Raw genomic sequence first — 16,501 nt, 5'->3', positions numbered from 1 at the left:
CCCAACACGTCGCCCTTTGCGATATCGGTCGGCGCGACTACCAACAACGTCCACCTGCAATACAGCGCGTTTACCAACATCACGAGGTTTGGCCCGTCTGCGGCCGCGTACGACGACGTGGCCGAGTTTTCTAGCCGCGGCCCCGGCATATTTGGCGACCCCAAGCCCGAGCTCATGGCAGTAGGCTCGTACGGCTTTACGCCGGCTGACGTCACGGTCAAGATCCTGCAGGCGAAAAAGAACGATGCCAACAACGATGGCGCGTTTGCGCTCTTTGGCGGCACCAGCATGGCTGCGCCGATGGTAGCCGGAACTGCCGCGCTCGTGGTGGGGGACATGAAGGGCAGGGGCGAGCCTGTAAACCCGTTTGAGGTAAAGAGCCGGCTGATGTCTACTGCCAAGGACCTGAAGAACGACCCGTTCGTGCAGGGTTCAGGCAGGGTCGATGCCCTGACGGCGATAGAACTTGGCCGGGGCAAGGCCGGCAGGTTTTCCGCATACACCGAGAGCACGGTCCGCAACGTCCTGCTCGCGCTTTCACCCGCGCTGCAGTCCTACAACAGCACGCTTGCGATAATCGACAGTGGCTATCCTACCGTGCCTGCAAGCCTGCCCTCTGTCATTGGCGCGGAGCATCCCGAGTCGCGCTGGTTCGCCGGCCACGTCGAACAGGGCGACATATCAAAGACCCGGATAGTGGTCGAGAACCCTTCCAAGAAGGACCTGAAAGTGGAAGTGTCTAGCACCATAGAAAAGCTGGTCGCCAGGTACGAGATACAGAACTCGACCGCGCTGTTTGCGGTAGACTCTACTCACAGCGATAAAAAATACGGATACGCTCCCACCTATCATGATATTAAAGAGATAGCCGGCGAGCTACCGGACTCGGACCTGATGGTGGCCCGCGTAAATTTCCCGTTCAACAGCTTTTTGAACTCGACAGAGCTGTTTGCCGACCACCTGCGCATAGCATCCATCTATGCCTACGACTGGCACGACAGTAACGGCGACCGCAAGGTGGCCTTTGGCGAAACGACCATGATAAACAGGGGCGGCTCGTGGGGCACCACGCAGGAAGTGCGGGTCGGCGACCCTGTGGCCAAGTTCAAGGGAACGCCTGTCGTGGGTGTCTATCCCGTCCCGACGGTGTTTTCGTTCTGGCGCGGCGACCGGCTCATCAACTCTACTTCGATGAACTATACACTCACCATCGAGTTTTACAAGCGCCTGCCAAACCCTGACGTGCTGCTGGACCGCGCACAGCTAACCGTGCCTGCGGAGGGCAAGGCCAGCGTGGGCGCCACCGCGATTGCAAGGGGCAGCGCGCTTCCGGGCATCTATTACGGTGAGATACTGTTCAAGGGGCCCAAGCATTCAATCCTGATGCCGGTCAGCTACATCGTGACGACCAAGCCGGTGCCAAAAGACGTGCCAGTCGTCATTTCGCCCGGCAAAATGTACGGCCCCGAGATTGAGGCGTCGCTTGGCCTGCGGCCAAACGGCTATGTCGGCGGGCTGTCTGACATGCTGTCGCGCTATTCTGCCGGGGACTGGCGCTCGTACTATTTCAGCGTCAAGGACCCGACCATAACGTCAATGAGCGTAAAGGCATCGTGGCCCCACAACTCGACCAGCATCAACGCCATGGCTTTTGGGCCTGACGGCCGGCTGGTGGCGTCGAGCGTGCCTGCGGGGGTATTCCAGGAATTCGCCGGGTGGGCCAGTAACGACTGGCTCGGGACGTCTGCCGTGAGCGAAGGGGGCGCGTTCTTTTTCAGCCAAAACAGCGGCGGCAACTCTACCACCCTGTACGTGCCGGTGAACCAGACGGGCATCTACGCGGTTCTGATGCACAACACGCTCTTCCACGGCGAGAGCTTGTACGAGCCGGTGACAGTCGAGGCCAAGTTCTCGACCCTGCTGCCAGACAGCACGCCGCCGAGGATAGCGCTTGACCTGCCGCGGCACGTCGGCGGCAGGCTGAGCGTGCCTGTGGAAATAGACGACGCCAACCCTGCAGGGTTTTCGTATTCGATAGACGGCAGGCCGGTGCCTCTTGCAGGCAGCGATCTTTTGCTTGACGGCGCCGGCTTGGCAGAAGGCCCGCATCTCCTGACGGTAGAGTCTGCCGACACAGTGGGGCACCGGTCGATGTTTGCGTCCGAGTTTATTGTCGACAGGACACCCCCCTTTGCCGACATCTCTATACTGTATGAAAACGGGACTAGGGCGCCTGCCAGCGAGGACATTTACCTTGCAAGGGGATCGGCGCTCCTGTGGAACGTGACTGACGCAAACGGCGTCTTGGCTACCAGAGTTAGGCTCCCTGGCGCAAACGCGACTGACGCGCAACACGAGTTCAGGCCAGACCTTGCGGACGGCCAGTACGCGCTGGCGATAGCATCGGCAGACGAGGCAGGCAACAAGCTCGAACGGGAGTGGAAGCTTGTGATGGACAGCACCGCGCCTGCGGCGGCCATGCGGTTTTCAGGGGGCGAAATAAAAGGCACAGCCAAGGTGGAAATCGACGTCAAGGACGCAAACGCCAAGAGCGCGCTACTCGTCATAGGGCACAAGGCAGTCGACGTCACTGGCATGAAGGAATACCAGCTTGACACGGCGGGCCTCGCAGACGGCAGGTATGAAGCAAAGCTGGTCGCACTCGACGCGGCTGGAAACGCCGGCACAGCTACTGCGGCCGTCGTGGTGGCAAACGTCATGCCGCTTGTCGGAATAGCCACTGCCCTTGGCATCGCGGGAGGGCTTGTCGCCGGAGCGGCTGTGGCGTGGACGGTCGCAAAAAGGAGATCCGGCAAATCTTAAATAGCGAGGCTGACAAATTTTCCATTGCATGAGTGACAAGCACGCCTCAAACCCGAACCTCGTAGAGCTCGCAGAGAGCAACTTTGACTCGACCGTGAACGGGAACAAGCCGGTCCTCGTGGACTTTTGGGCAACATGGTGCGGCCCGTGCCAGTTCATGCTGCCGATCTTTGACAAGCTCGCCAAGAAATACGGCGAAAAGGTGACGTTTGGCAGGCTCAACGTCGACGACAACCAGGGCGTCGCCATGAGGTATGACGTCTACGCGATCCCGACGTTTGTCATATTCATGAACGGCAAGGCTGTGGACAGGGCGGTGGGCGCCGTGGGCGAAAAAGGGCTCGAAGGGCTGCTGCAGAAATACCAGTGATCAGAGATACCCGAAAGCCGGGTCTCCCTTTCTCTTTAGCGCAAGCACAAGGTTCAGTATCTCTTTTTCCTTTTCGTTCAGCCTGTGGCTAAAGCGCTCTACAAGCTGCTTGGCCTGCCTGCTGTTGAGGTCGGTGTAAAAGACGTCGCCCTCGTTTATCTGCCTGCCAATCGTGGGCTCTTTTATCGATACCGCGACTTGCATGTTGGTGGTCGCCTCTTCCATCGCTTTTCCGCTGTCCTGTATCTGGTGCACTGTGCCGACTTTTTTGCCCTCCTCGTTTATTACCTGCACCTTCTGGCGCAGCTTGCCCACCTGGATCTCGGCGCCAAACACTGCAGGGTCGTTCCTGCGAAAGACCATCCCTTTCATGAACTGGAACTTGCAGACAGGCGGCAGCTCGTTGAACAGTATCGACTCTTCGTGTTCTTTCTGGTACGCGACCCAGTCGACGTAGCTCCTGACGAGGTTGTAGATGATGCGTTCGTTGAACACCTTGACGCTCCTGTTCTGCGCCTCTTTTTCCGCGTCGTCGAGGATCTTGACGTTGAACCCGAGGACGACTCCCTGGTACCTGTCGCTCTCCTTGACTGCCGCGGCCTCGATTACGTCGCGCCTTGTGATATTGCCAATGTCGGCGATTTTTATCGGCACCTTGTCCTTTTTCAAAAGGTCGATGATGGCCTCAAGCGAACCTATCGTGTCGCATTTTAGCACGATTCCTGTAGTCTCGGTGTTGACAATCGCGCTCTTGACCTCACCTTCAACTATGCTCTTGAGGCGCTCCAGTTCCTCGTCGCCCCTTGACTTTTCATAGACAAACAGGGGGCTTCCTGCAAGCACTCCCTCGAGGTCCGGCGAAGTTATCTTTAACCCTGCCGCCGCTATCACTTCGCTGACCGGCTTGAACTTGTCCCGAGGGTCGCGCATCTCGTCCAGCGGCTTGGGCAGCAAGAGCGCCTTTACGCGCGTCACGACTGCGCTGTCCCTCTTTGCCACCACGATGCTGTCGCCCTGCTTTATCGTTCCGTCAAGCAGGATGATGTTTGCAGAGGGGCCGAGCCCCGGCTCCTCGTTTATCTCAAGCACGATTCCCCTTGCGGCGCCTTCGTGGCGCTCCAGCCTCTTTGCCATGTACTGCTGGGTCAACCCGACGAGCACGGACAGGAGCTCGGGTATGCCTACGCCTGTCCTTGCACTCACCGGCACGATTGCTATCTCTTTGGTAAAGTCCTTGACCCGCCAGAACGCCTCTGACGGAAAGCCGTTCATGGACAGCGACCCGACGACGGTGTAGATCTTTTCGTCGAGCATCGCCTCGACGCTTGGCTCTTGCTTTTTCACTTCTTCTGAAATAAAGCGCGACTGTGCGCGCCAGCCAGTCACCCTGTCGACTTTGTTGAGCGCGACTACAAACGGCACCTTGCGCTTTTTCAATATCTCGAGGCTCTCGATTGTCTGGGCTTCAAAGCCCTTGTTCACGTCCGCAACCACTATGGCAATATCCGCGGCCGACCCTCCGCGCATGCGCAGGTTTGCAAACACCTCGTGCCCCGGCGTGTCGATGACTAGTAGGCCCGGTATCGGCGTCTCGGCCTTGGCCAGCCTGGCAAACAAAGGCCCGGTGACTTCTTTAATAGTCTCTATCGGGAAAAAGCTGGCGCCGATGTGCTGCGTGATGCCGCCGACTTCCCTCGCCTGGACTGCGGTGCCGCGTATCTTGTCCAGTAACGACGTCTTGCCCGAGTCTACGTGACCCAGGACCACTACTACAGGCTGGCGGAGTTCCACGCTCTGTTGAAAATGACTCGCGACTCTTTAATGAAGCTTTCAGAAGAGTCAGACGCGTGGATGATGTTGTCTGTGAAGCCGAGGCCAAAGTCGCCCCTTATCGTGCCCGGCGCGGCCTCAAACGACTTTGTCGCTCCTATCATTATCCTCGTCGTGGCCACCGCGTTGTTGCCTTCCAGTATGCAAGCAACCACCGGCCCGGACGAGATGAACGACACGAGTTCGCCAAAGAACGGCTTGTCCTTGTGGACAGAGTAGAATTCTTGCGCCTTTTCCTTTGTGAAATTATAACACCGCAGGTTCTTTATGAGAAAACCCTTTTCCTCAAACCTTGCCAGCACCTTGCCGGTCAGGCTGCGCTTGAACCCGTCGGGCTTGACCACGATGAGCGTCTGCTCGACTGCCATCTGTAAAACCTACTTTTTCGCAGTGCGCAGGCCGCCCTTTACGTACTTGCTGGTCCACTTTAGCTTTCTCGGGTCGCGCTTTAGCACGCGCAGGTTCTTTTTGCACTTGCTGGAGCAGGTCCACTGGACTTGGCCGTCGTTTCTGACCAGCATGATGCCTTCACCCGTCGTGATGCGCCTTCCGCAGAAGAAGCAGTTTCGAATCGACGTTGCTGTCTTGCTCATCTATATGTCACCTAATCTTGCGAGCCTCGCGCTCGGTCTCTCTCAGCATCAGGACGTCGTCCATCCTTATCGCGCCCTTGACGTTGCGCGTGAGGATGCGGCCCCTGTCCTTGCCTTCGAGAACTTTGACTCTCACCTGTATGACTTCGCCTGCAATGCCCGTCCTGCCGACGATCTGAATGACCTGCGCAGGGACTACCTTCTCTTCAGCCTTGCTCATCCAGAATCAGCCTCGTGTTTACTCCTTCTTAGCCTTCAGGCTGGCGATGGATGTCACAACTTGCTCGACGATGTGCTGCGCTTCGCCTGCCTCAACGATTGTGGCGGCTGCAGATCCAACGTCGATTCCAAGCGACACGCCCAGCTGCTGCTTGCTTGGCACGAAAATGTATGCCGCGTTCCTCTCTTCGCAAAGTATCGGGAGGTGCGCCACTACTTCTGGCGGCTCTACGTCCTCTGCAATGACAACGAGCTTGGAAATTCCGCGCTCGATGGCCTTTGTGGTTTCGTTTGTGCCCTTGCGTACCTTGCCGCTCTGTTTTGCTACGCGCACTGCCTCGTAAACCGCGTTCACGAGGTCTTTTGAAGCTTCAAATTTTACATAATATGGTTTGCTCATTTTCTATATCACCCTATGGGATCATCCGATTGCTTTCTTAGCATTCGCAGGCGTATTAAAAACGTTTGTTGAGGTGCTCAGGCCATCTTGGAGCGCACGATCCTGCTGTACTCGTCGACCTTGGACGCCAATAATGCCCTGTCCGTCGACTCGGCGTACATGCGTATCAAAGGCTCGGTGCCTGACGGCCTCACCATGAGCCACGTCTCCTCGTCGAGCCATATCTTGGCGCCGTCCATCGTCTCTATTTTCCTGGGGCTGCCGTGCTCTATGCACGCCTTGATCACGCTCTCGACCACTTCCCTTGAAGAGCAAGAGAACTTGGTCTTGTGCTGGAACGTCTGCGGCAGCTTCGACACGAGCAAGGAGAACGACTCGCCTGCCGACGCCAGCATGTCGAGCACCAGCGCCGTGGTCATGGCGCCGTCCCTCACCTCGTTCATGGGGCCGTACATGAACCCGCCGTTTTCTTCCAGCCCCAGGGGCGACTTTCTCTTTACCATCTCCCTTGACACCTCCACGCTCCCTACCTTGGTGTGGACGACTTGCAGCCCCGCGTCCCTTGCCACCATCGAGAGCACCATCGACGTGTTGACAGGGCACACCACCTCGGCGCCCCCGTGGCGGCTGGCAAGCAGGTGCTTTATCAAAAGCGCGCCGGTCTTGTCGCCCCAGTATATGCCGCCCCTGTCGTCGCAAAAGATGCTCCTGTCCCCGTCGCCGTCAAACGCCACGCCAAAGTCCGCCCTGCCTGAGCGCACCGTTTCTGCGAGCACGCCGAGGTTGTCCGGCGTCGGCTCCGACCCCCTGCCGGGAAAGTCGCCGTCTATGTTGCCGTTGACGACCCGCACCTTGCAGCCCAGCTTTTGCGCGACGAGGGGCGCGCACACTGCCTGCGCGCCGTTGCCCGTGTCCATGGCGACCGTGAATTTTTTGGCGCGTATCTTTTCAGCATCAACGAGCGACAGCGCCTTTTCGATGTACGACGGGACGACATTTTCGTCGGCGTACTGCCGGCCGTGGCCGTCAATCTTTGCGAACTGCTTTGAATAGTAGATGTCCTCGACCTTGAGCTCGTCCTCCCTAGGGATCTCGACGCCGTCAGAGGCCGCCGGCTTTATCCCGTTGTATTCTGGCGGGTTGTGCGACGCAGTCACCATGATGCCTCCGTTGTAGCCGGGCCCCTTTGCCGCGTATTGCAGGCAGGGCGTAGGGACCAGGCCGGCGTCTGCGACGTCCAGGCCGGCCGAGTTGAGCGTCGAGCGCACCAGCCTGGCGACTGCCGGCCCCGACCTGCGCCCGTCGTACCCGACCACTATCGGGCCTTTTTCATAATAGGTTGCAATTGAATAGGTTAGATCGATCACCACGTCGGAGGTCAGTTCCCTGCCCCACACGCCCCTGACGCCATTAGTACCAAAAAGCCTCTGCCTTGCCTGCACGCCATACAATGAAATCAACAATAGATAAATTTGGCTGCCAACGGCTGCCTTTCGTGCGGGGGTCGCCAAGCCCGGTCAACGGCGCAGGGCTTAGAAAGTGAAAAACCTACAACCCTGTTCCTTAGGGATTCGTGGGTTCGAATCCCACCCCCCGCACTCTACACCTTTCTAAACCGGTAGCGCGCGTTTCCAGTGGAAACTTGTCGAAATAATTGTTCTTTTATACCACCTGGAACGTGTGCGCGGCATGGTGCGGCGGGAAGCCGCATTAACGGAACTCTTTTGTGTCATCCACGCGAAATGCAAGATTGAGGATGGCAGGCAGTAAAGCTTCATTGCCGCAAATCCGCAGACAGATTGGGTACTGGGCCGCTCAGGAGCAATATTCAATGCACGATTTGCTAAGGTTTGGAATAGAGGCTGAAAAGTGTGGTTTTCGGACCATGATGACAAGCGACCACTTTCACCCGTGGTGGCACGACAACGCTTTTGGCAATTTCACGTGGGTATGGATAGCTGCGGCGGCTGAAAGGACAAAGAGGATGCAGTTTGTCACGGGCGTGACCGCGCCTGTCTATCGGTACCATCCGGCCATCATTGCGCAGGCGTTTGCATCCCTCGACGCGCTCTATCCCGGGCGAATCGGGCTCGGCCTGGGCAGCGGTGAGGCCATGAACGAGTCTCCGCTTGGATTTGACTGGCCGAGAGCCCGGGCAAGGCTGACAAGGACCAAGGAGGCAATCCAGGTTATACGCAGGCTGTGGGATGCAGAAGAGTTTGTCAGTTTCAACGGCGAATACTATCTTATCCGCAATGCCAAGCTCTACACCCCACCCACATGTCGCATGCCCATCTACATGGCTGCAACGGGGCAACAGGCGACAAGAATTGCAGCAAAATTCTCCGACGGGCTGATAACATACCTGAGGCCGGCCGAGGCCGGCAGGGTGCTGGACCTGTTCAACAAGGCTGCAGAGAAAGGGAGGAGAAATCCAGGCTCCCTGGAAAAGATTGCCGAGTACAAGGTGTCATTTTCTAAAGACTATGACAAGGCTTTCAGGTCGACAGAATTCTGGCGGGCCACCCTGATCAAGGGGGTTTTTGACTCTGACGTGAGCGATCCAAGAAAGCTCCAGAAGAGGGCAGAGAAAGAAGTTTCTGATGAAAAGCTCAAAGAGGCCATCCAGGTGACCACCTCGATTGAAGACTGCATAAAACCAATCGAGGAATACTTCAAGGCAGGCTTTACGAGGGTCTATGTCCACAGCACCAGCCCCGACGAGATGGACTTTATCCGGGCCTTTGCCCGCAATGTCCTGCCGCATTTTATGAAGGAAAAGGGCAGCAAAATCGCGGCTTTGGCCTGACAATTTCCTAAGGCGCGCTTTTGGCATGGGGCGGCTCTTTTAACTGATTTTGCCCAATAATACATTGACTTGGCGGCCACGGATGGCGCAATAACGGACTGGGTTCCCGCTGCATTTCAAGATGCCGCCCGAAATCTTGCAAAAGAGGCGGTAAGGCGGTTTGTGAAAGGCGACCAAGTCGTCGGCCTTGGCAGCGGGCCCATGGCTGCGGCCATCGTGAGGCAGATGGCAGAGGTCAAGAACAAGAAGACGCTGGAATGCGTCGCCACGTCGTACCAGATAAAGCTTGAAGCACAATGCAGCGGCCTGAAAATCGTTGACGAGGGCCGCATCCCGGATATGGACGTTGTTTTTGACGGCGCGGACGAAATTGACTCCAACCTTGACATGATAAAGGGCGGCGGGGGAGCTCTGCTGAAGGAAAAAATCGTCCATTCTGCGGCCAAGAAGATCGTGATTGCGGCAGAGTCGGACAAGTTTGTCCCGGCGTTCAGCTGGCCGGTTCCAATCGAAGTCCACCCGTTTGCATTCTCTGCGGTAAGAAAAAAACTCGAAGAGGCAGGCGGCCGGCCACGGCAGCGCATGCTAAAGGAAGGATATCCGTACGTCACGGAAAACGGCAATTTCGTCCTTGACACAAAATTTGATTCAATTTCTGGCGCAGCCAGCAGGGAAATGGAACTGAAGAATATTGCAGGAGTGCTCGAAGTGGGGCTATTTACCCGCCATGCAGACGTCTATTACAAGGCAAAAAGCGACGGCACTTTTGAAACCATCGAGCCGTGATGCGATGGCAAAAACGCGCAGGCAAAAAGCTACCGAAATTTCGGGGACTTTTACCGACATTACCCAGCTGATAAGCCCTGACATGTCCGTGTACCCCGGAGAGCCGCAGCCCAAGTTTGAGCCACTCTACACCATGGAAAAGGACAAGGTCAACGTTACTAAATTGACGCTAGGCTCCCACACCGGCACCCACATAGACGCTCCACGCCATTTCCTGCCCGGCGGGGACGGCATTGACAGGGTGCCCCTCTGCAATTTCATCGGCATAGCTGCGATACTTGACATGTCCCGGACCGGCGGCGAGATCACGGGAGCTGACCTTGACGCCTATTCTGCTCTTGTCCGGCCCGGCGACATTCTCCTGCTCTATACGGGCGCAAGCGGGCGGCAATTCGGAACCGACTTTTCATACCTGGAGCCTTCGGCGGCCCAATGGGCGGTCGACCGCGGCATAAAATGCATCGGGATAGATTCGCCCAGCGTGGAAAAATACGGGTCCAAGAAGGCCTTGCGCACAAGAAACTGCTGTCCCTATAATATAGGAATCATTGAAAACCTCAATTCGAACCTGAAAGAGTTTGCCGGCAGGAGAATGTTCCTTGTGTGCCTTCCCCTGTTCCTGGAGGGAGTGGACGCGGCGCCGTCGCGCGCCATCCTTTTTGACATGCTGCAATAACTGTTAAGTAATTTGTCGGGCTCTTTAGTCTAAAGGTGTTGCACCGCCACGATAATAGTAAGAAATTGGCGCGATGTCTCGCCTACCATTGCTCATGAAAGCGGCGTTGACTGGAGGTTGCTTTCAATGGCAAAAAAGACCGCCGGGGACATCGACGTCCAGGTCGAGCCCAAGTTCCAGTGCCTGAAAAGCATAACGTATGTTTCACTTGCCAAGCTACAGCAGGGCCTTTCGTACGAGCCCCACAAGCACGACGATCACGAAGAAGTCTACTACATCATCGGCGGAAACGGGAGCATCAGGATCGGGGATGAAAGCGCCAAGTTCAGGGACGGCGACGTAATCTACATCCCCAAGAAAAAGACGCATTCAATCGTGAATGACGGCGACAAAGTCGTCGAGTTTCTGGCCTTTGGCGGGCTTGCCAGGACGGAGAAATAGCGCATGAAGAGGCTCAATGGCGGGGGCGAAATCAAGGCCAAAAACCAGCTTGGCATCATTGGCCTGGGCAAGATGGGAGGAAACCTGGCTCTGCAGGCAGCTGAAAAGGATATCGATGTCGTTGGAAAGGCGCGCAGCATAAAGCCCGAGCTGGAAAAGAAAGGCGTCAAGGTTGTCGATAACTATGATTCGTTTGTTTCCTTTTTAAAACATCCACGAGTGATCTACCTCTCTCTGCCTGCGGGGCCGACGGTTGACGCCGTGCTGTATGAACTGGTGCCCTCGCTTGAAAGAGGAGACGTGGTGATGGATGGCGGGAACTCGTTTTACCTGGACTCTATCGAGCGCGAAGGCCGGTTACGGGGTAAGGGCATCTACTTTCTGGACTGCGGGACAAGCGGCGGGCTGGAAGGGGCAAGGCATGGCGCCTGCTTTATGGTTGGCGGAAGGAACGGAGGCATCAAGATGGCAGAACCGATCTTGAAGGGATTGGCCGTGCCAGGCGGCTACCTGCACACGGGCAAGCCGGGCAGCGGGCATTTTGCAAAGCTGGTGCACAACGGGATAGAATTTGGGATGCTGCAATCCATTGGGGAAGGGGTCGCCCTGTTGCGCGCAAGCTCCTTCGACCTTGACCTTCAGGAGGTTTTCAAAAACTGGTCAAACGGCTCTGTAATCCGCGGGTGGCTCGTCGAGCTCATGGAAAAGGGCCTGCGGGAAGAGGGGATCGAAAGCATAGAGGGCTATGTCGAAGATACCGGCGAGGTCAACTGGCTACTGCAGGACGCCATCAACAAAGAGGTGCCGATACCGGTCATCTCCCAGTCGGTCATGGAGCTGTTCAAGTCGAGGATGCACGAGAGCGACGCCTACAAGTCAATAGCCCTCATGAGGCACGGGTTTGGCGGCCACCCCTTTGGCAAAGACGATAGAATAATAAAAGAAAGGAAGACGAGCAGGATAAAGAAAATCTAGCAAAGGCTTTCGCCTGTTATTCTGCTTTTGCAACCCTGTCTGACTTTGAGGGCATGTCGCCTTTCTGGTGGTGCTCAACCAGGATGTGCTTTTGCAAATCTCCAAGCGAGTCGAACTGTTTCTTGCATGACCTGCATCTGTACCCTGTGGGTCGGGCAGTAGACATGGTTATACTGACGGCAAATTGGCAAATAAGAATTCCTGTACATGTGGGCATAATGCACAAATCCGATAGATGCGCAGATCTAGGTTGGTGTCCAAGTTGCAATCCCGTGCAAGGGAAAATGGATCTTGGAAATTATTTCACCCGAAAGCAAGGGCGTTTGTCAAAAACACAGACAGGTATGTGCGGGGAGGGGTCAATCCTGGCGACTATTACAAGGCCATCTGGTGCCGGGACGCGGCATACATCCTCAAAGACCTGTATCTTACAGGCGACGTTGGCGAGGTAATGCAGGCAATCCACTTCATCTGGTCGCACCAGATGACGCCCGGGAAGGGCAAGATCGTCTACGGCAGGGGGTCGCCGGACATGAAGTTCCTGTCGCAGGTGGCAAACCCTCGGGAAGAGAAAAAATTTGAAGGCGCCCTGCCTTCGACCATCTATGACGATTCCTTGGAAGTATATGCAAAGAATCCCGACATCGACTCAACTGCACTGATGATTTCGACTACGTCGTGGATCTTCGACACTTACTTGCGAGCAGGGTTGCTATATGAAAAGCCAGGCGGATCACTTGCATCAAAGGCGGGGCAAAGAAAATCTCTGGCACCGGAAAAGGCAATCGACTTTGCAGTCCCCAGAATGCTAAAGGCAGTCGACTACCTTGCAGCAAGAGACATTGACGGGGACGGGCTGCTTGAGCAGGATCACAACGAAGACTGGATGGACACGGTTCTCCGGGCGGGGAAAATAGTCTACAGCCAGGCATGCTGGATACTTGCATTGACCCACCTGTCGTCTCTGCTGTCGCGTCTTTGCAAGGAAGGCAAGGCAAAGCAGATGGTGAAGCTGGCAAATAACGGCATACTAGCGGTTGAAAAACACCTGTGGTCAGATGAGGAAGGGTGCTACATTGACAAGCAGGCGTCGCACCACATGGGCAGAGAATACAAGACACTCACGCAAGACGTGTCTCTGTACCTTGTGGCGGTTACTGAAAACACGGTCCATGATATGCTGAGTTCAACGACACGCCGCGATACAAAAAGGCAAAATAAACATCCGCTGCGCGGCAAAGTTTCCAGCGTCTCTGACAAGACCATCCGCGACCGGGCAAACATGACCCTTGACGCCATAGAGAACCGGATCTGGAAGGACAGGTGGCCCCTTGTCACGGAAGCAGAGCTAAAGACGACCGGCCCCTGGGTGCTACAGCCAAACCAGTACCACAACCACACCTTCTGGCCATGGACCACGGGGATAGAGATGCTTGCAAGAAGCAGGTTCAAGAGGTTTGACGAATGCAGCACGCTGCTTTCGTCTTTAATCCGCGGCAGGTATCCGCATGACCTTGCCTTTTATGAATGGGTGGACCCCGTGACCGGAAAAGGGAGAGGGGCCTTTCCATTCAGGACGGGGATATCTGCAGTAAGGATCGCCATAACTGATATCCTGACAAGCATGCACCAATTGCCGGCTTACAAAGAAGAGTCTTTTGCAAGGCATGCCCGCAAGGGAAAGCATGCGGCATGACGGCTGGCAGGGTCTGGCGCACTTTCTCTGGCCGGCGTTTCTATGCTAATAGCCTGTAAACTCTTCTAGCTTTATCCTGTCTTTTGGGATTTGCAGTTCTTCCTTCAGCAGTTTTTGCATCGCCTGCAGCATGCCTGGAGGCCCGCAAACATAAAAGACGGCATTTGAAATTTCATCATTTGAGAGATACCTGGCGATCATCTCCTTGTTTATCCTCCCGCGCTCGCCGGCCCAGCTGCTGTCCTGTTTTTCTTCCTCGGTTATTGTATATACGACCTTCAGATTTTTTTTCTCTCCAACCCACCGGTCAAACTCTGTTTTGTAAAGTATGTTGCCGGCATCGCGGTTAGAGTCAAACATGACTATTTTCAGCGGCAGCCGCTCGTCCGTTGCATATTTTGTCATGCTCCGAAATGGCGTGACTCCTATGCCGCCAGACAGGAGCACTGCAGGCTTTGAATTGTCTTTGTGCAAGATAAATTCGCCCTCTGGTCCCCATGCCAGAATCTTTGCGCCTTTTTCAAGCGACGCCAGCTTTTGTTTATAGGGTGTGTCCCTTATCCTCGTGCTGATCAGGATAAAGTCCTGCTCTGTCGGCGAAGACGCAAGGGAGAAATGCCTGATGGGCCCCTTTGCGTCGTCCACGACGCCTTCCAGTTTGAAATATGCAAACTGCCCTGCGCTATAGCCTTGCAGGGCTTTGCCGCCTAATCTATCCAGCTTGAAAGTCATAATGTCTGTCCCTTCCAATTTTTCTTTTTCCAGCAATTGGAGGTAAAGCTTGGAGTCGTCGGGAACCTTTCTCTCTTCCTCTTCATAGAATTTCCGGTCTGAATCTTCGTTTCCTGACTTGCTCTCTGATCCGGCCTTGCCCTGCTGCTGAGCCTTGCTTCCCGCGTTTACCGATATGTCGCCGCTGCTCTCATCTACTTGCACCGGATACGAATCGAGGTCAGTGGCCCAGCCAGTCTTGTCAGAGACATTTCCACTGCGGACGTCAAAGACTGCATAATGCCACGGGCATGTGAGATTATTACCTTCGAGATTGCCCTCCTCTAGTGGCCCGCCCTGGTGGGTGCAGACCGCGTCGATGGCATACACCCTGCCCCCGACCATTGCCAGCACGATCGGTTTGCCCTCCGGCTCGACTTTCAACAATCCGCCTTCCTTCAAGTCTTTTTTGTTTGCAACCTTTTGGTAGTTCTCGACGGAGGACACTGCCAGATATGAGTCCAAAAAATATTTACAGGTTTTGATCCCAGAATCCTGAACTTTAATCATGTTGAATGGGACGCACTTTACGCGGAAAAATAACATTCTTTTATGGCGGGAGAGGCGCCGCCTGAGAGCTGCGGCGCAAAACCCGCAGGACTGGATTTCGCAGGCGCCTCTACTTTATCACCATGACGGGGCAAGGGGCGTAGGTGACTACCCCGGAAGCGACGCTTCCAAGCAGCAGCTTTTTGAACCCCGTGCGCCCGCGGCTCCCCATTATTATCAAGTCGACGGCATCCTTTTCAGCATAGTCTATTATCGTGCCTACCAGAGACAGAGGAGACTCGATAATTTCTGTCCTGACTGCAAGGTCTGAACCACCTTCCTTAATTGTCCTTGCAAACCAGGGATCCACTTCTTTTCTTGCGACTTCCTTTAGCCTCTTTATTTCTTGAGCCGAGACGCCTGGCATCCCGATTGCAGAAAGCGTCGGATTTATCTCCAGGGCGTACGCCAGCACCAGTTCTGAACCGTACCTGCGGGCCATATCTGCGGCAAACGACGCCGCCCGAAACGCATTTTCCGAGCCGTCTATGGGGACAAGGATCCTGCTGATTTTTTGCTCAGGCATACACAAAATACCTGGTTATATTATAAAAGAGACCGGCAACGCCGTTCTGCTTGGCTTTATCGTCCGGGAACCTGTACTATGGCTTCATGCCGTCCTTCTAGCATCCAGTTCTAGAACGGTGGGGCTATCAACTCTTTTACAATCGGGCTGGTCTTCTATCTGTAAAGGATGGCTGGTTGCTATTGTCTGCGGCTATAGATCAGCTAGTAAAATTCTGGCAGCGGTACGAGAACCTGAACCTGAAGGTGGCGTTCTTTCTGATATCTCTGCAGCTGGTGCACCTGTACTGGCTTACCGCGGACGTAGTCATCAGGCGGATAACCGGAGACAGCGCCTTTGCCCTCCAGCAGAGCGGGCCTCTCCTCCTGTTCTTTGTGGCAATAGACTATATCGAGATCCCTGCCCTGATAGCGGGCCTGACCTATTATTCGCTTAGCCTGTACAAGCACCAAAAAGGGTCTGCCAAGAACGCCCTGCTTCTGGCAATGCTTGCAGTGCAGGCCTTTCACATCTTCTGGCTCACTGACGAGGTGGCGTATGACATATTCTTTGGCGACGGGCATTCAGACGGGGCAGTAAAGATCCCGTATTACGCGGCATGGATAGCCATCCTCATCGACTACCTGGAGTTGCCTGTCATTGCAGACCTCTTCTACCGGACGTTTGTCAAGCATGAGCGAAAGTGATTGAAGGTTAGATAGTAAAGGCCGTTCTTTGGCACGACCCGCCTATTACCATCCTGCCTAGTTGGTAATAATGTCATTTTTTGCTTTAAATTCTGGTAATGGAAGCGTTTATCTTCTCTGTTGCCATACGATGAACCGGCGCAATGGGTAAAAACGGCAATCCGCCTATCCACAACGGCGCAGCAAGTATGCTGGATACCTTAGACTATCGCGACAAGGAGATACTGCAGTTGCTGCTTGCGGGGATGTCCAACAGGGCGATTGCAAACAGGCTGCAGATACCCCTGAGCACGATACAGAGAAGGACCCGGGCGATATTTGAAAAAGAATTGCTGATAAGCAAAGTGGAGC

The 16,501-nt window shown here is 55.3% G+C and carries 19 protein-coding genes and 1 tRNA gene; 11 read left to right on the top strand and 9 right to left on the bottom strand.

Annotated features, from left to right (window positions below):
• Both ACREAY_RS03715 and trxA read left to right on the top strand, forming a co-directional pair.
• Positions 1-2,823: S8 family serine peptidase (locus ACREAY_RS03715; RefSeq protein ID WP_431754418.1), on the top strand; the 2,823-nt coding region annotated here is incomplete at its 5' end.
• Positions 2,824-2,851: 28 nt separating this feature from the next.
• Positions 2,852-3,193, top strand: a complete 342-nt coding sequence (trxA, locus tag ACREAY_RS03710) for a thioredoxin (protein WP_431754417.1) — start codon at positions 2,852-2,854, stop codon at positions 3,191-3,193.
• On the opposite strand, the gene infB is transcribed toward trxA, so the two are convergent.
• The 6 genes from infB to glmM all read right to left on the bottom strand — a co-directional run bounded on the left by infB (position 3,194) and on the right by glmM (position 7,677).
• Positions 3,194-4,984 (bottom strand): translation initiation factor IF-2, encoded by a 1,791-nt coding sequence (infB, locus tag ACREAY_RS03705; protein ID WP_431754416.1) that lies wholly within the window; start codon positions 4,982-4,984, stop codon positions 3,194-3,196.
• On the bottom strand, positions 4,963-5,391 hold the full coding sequence (gene ndk, locus ACREAY_RS03700; protein WP_431754415.1) for a nucleoside-diphosphate kinase: 429 nt from the start codon (positions 5,389-5,391) through the stop codon (positions 4,963-4,965). Before ndk ends, infB begins: the two co-directional genes overlap by 22 nt.
• 9 nt (positions 5,392-5,400) lie before the next feature.
• Positions 5,401-5,616 (bottom strand): 50S ribosomal protein L24e, encoded by a 216-nt coding sequence (locus ACREAY_RS03695; RefSeq protein WP_431754414.1) that lies wholly within the window; start codon positions 5,614-5,616, stop codon positions 5,401-5,403.
• 7 nt (positions 5,617-5,623) lie between these two features.
• On the bottom strand, positions 5,624-5,836 hold the full coding sequence (locus ACREAY_RS03690; RefSeq protein ID WP_431754413.1) for a 30S ribosomal protein S28e: 213 nt from the start codon (positions 5,834-5,836) through the stop codon (positions 5,624-5,626).
• A gap of 18 nt (positions 5,837-5,854) precedes the next feature.
• Positions 5,855-6,235: a 50S ribosomal protein L7Ae gene (rpl7ae, locus tag ACREAY_RS03685; protein WP_431754412.1), complete on the bottom strand. Its 381-nt coding sequence runs from the start codon at positions 6,233-6,235 to the stop codon at positions 5,855-5,857.
• A 77-nt stretch (positions 6,236-6,312) separates the two neighbouring features.
• A complete protein-coding gene (glmM, locus tag ACREAY_RS03680) occupies positions 6,313-7,677 on the bottom strand; it encodes a phosphoglucosamine mutase (RefSeq protein ID WP_431754411.1) in 1,365 nt (454 codons plus the stop codon).
• Positions 7,678-7,732: 55 nt separating this feature from the next.
• Between glmM and ACREAY_RS03675 the strand changes: the two genes are divergently transcribed.
• From ACREAY_RS03675 to gnd, 6 genes are all read left to right on the top strand, one after another.
• Positions 7,733-7,833: transfer RNA gene (locus tag ACREAY_RS03675), tRNA-Leu, on the top strand.
• A gap of 158 nt (positions 7,834-7,991) precedes the next feature.
• Positions 7,992-9,044, top strand: coding sequence for a TIGR03557 family F420-dependent LLM class oxidoreductase (locus tag ACREAY_RS03670; protein WP_431754410.1), 1,053 nt, complete (start codon positions 7,992-7,994; stop codon positions 9,042-9,044).
• Between the two features lie 69 nt (positions 9,045-9,113).
• Positions 9,114-9,830: a ribose-5-phosphate isomerase RpiA gene (gene rpiA, locus ACREAY_RS03665; protein WP_431754409.1), complete on the top strand. Its 717-nt coding sequence runs from the start codon at positions 9,114-9,116 to the stop codon at positions 9,828-9,830.
• A 4-nt stretch (positions 9,831-9,834) separates the two neighbouring features.
• The gene (locus tag ACREAY_RS03660) at positions 9,835-10,506 is read left to right on the top strand and encodes a cyclase family protein (protein WP_431754408.1); all 672 of its coding nucleotides are present in this window, start codon (positions 9,835-9,837) and stop codon (positions 10,504-10,506) included.
• Between the two features lie 126 nt (positions 10,507-10,632).
• Entirely contained in the window at positions 10,633-10,947 is a 315-nt protein-coding gene (locus ACREAY_RS03655; RefSeq protein ID WP_431754407.1) for a cupin domain-containing protein, read from the top strand.
• 3 nt (positions 10,948-10,950) lie between these two features.
• Complete coding sequence (gene gnd / locus ACREAY_RS03650) at positions 10,951-11,922, top strand: phosphogluconate dehydrogenase (NAD(+)-dependent, decarboxylating) (protein ID WP_431754406.1); 972 nt, start codon at positions 10,951-10,953, stop codon at positions 11,920-11,922.
• A gap of 16 nt (positions 11,923-11,938) precedes the next feature.
• Here the strand turns inward: gnd and ACREAY_RS03645 are convergent, their stop codons facing one another.
• Positions 11,939-12,088: a hypothetical protein gene (locus tag ACREAY_RS03645; RefSeq protein ID WP_431754405.1), complete on the bottom strand. Its 150-nt coding sequence runs from the start codon at positions 12,086-12,088 to the stop codon at positions 11,939-11,941.
• An 87-nt stretch (positions 12,089-12,175) separates the two neighbouring features.
• Here ACREAY_RS03645 and ACREAY_RS03640 point away from each other — a divergent pair, with 87 nt between their 5' ends.
• Positions 12,176-13,618 carry a hypothetical protein gene (locus ACREAY_RS03640; RefSeq protein ID WP_431754404.1) on the top strand — a complete coding sequence of 481 codons (1,443 nt, stop codon included), beginning with the start codon at positions 12,176-12,178 and terminating at the stop codon, positions 13,616-13,618.
• Positions 13,619-13,663: 45 nt separating this feature from the next.
• Here the strand turns inward: ACREAY_RS03640 and ACREAY_RS03635 are convergent, their stop codons facing one another.
• On the bottom strand, positions 13,664-14,836 hold the full coding sequence (locus tag ACREAY_RS03635; RefSeq protein ID WP_431754403.1) for a Rieske 2Fe-2S domain-containing protein: 1,173 nt from the start codon (positions 14,834-14,836) through the stop codon (positions 13,664-13,666).
• A gap of 172 nt (positions 14,837-15,008) precedes the next feature.
• Positions 15,009-15,464: a universal stress protein gene (locus ACREAY_RS03630; protein ID WP_431754402.1), complete on the bottom strand. Its 456-nt coding sequence runs from the start codon at positions 15,462-15,464 to the stop codon at positions 15,009-15,011.
• A 182-nt stretch (positions 15,465-15,646) separates the two neighbouring features.
• Here ACREAY_RS03630 and ACREAY_RS03625 point away from each other — a divergent pair, with 182 nt between their 5' ends.
• Complete coding sequence (locus tag ACREAY_RS03625; RefSeq protein WP_431754401.1) at positions 15,647-16,150, top strand: hypothetical protein; 504 nt, start codon at positions 15,647-15,649, stop codon at positions 16,148-16,150.
• A gap of 143 nt (positions 16,151-16,293) precedes the next feature.
• Positions 16,294-16,501: LuxR C-terminal-related transcriptional regulator (locus ACREAY_RS03620; protein WP_431754400.1), on the top strand; the 208-nt coding region annotated here is incomplete at its 3' end.

Source organism: Nitrososphaera sp., from assembly GCF_050748925.1.
In the GTDB taxonomy this organism is placed as follows: Archaea; Thermoproteota; Nitrososphaeria; order Nitrososphaerales; family Nitrososphaeraceae; genus Nitrososphaera.
This window is presented reverse-complemented; position numbering and strand designations above follow the sequence as displayed.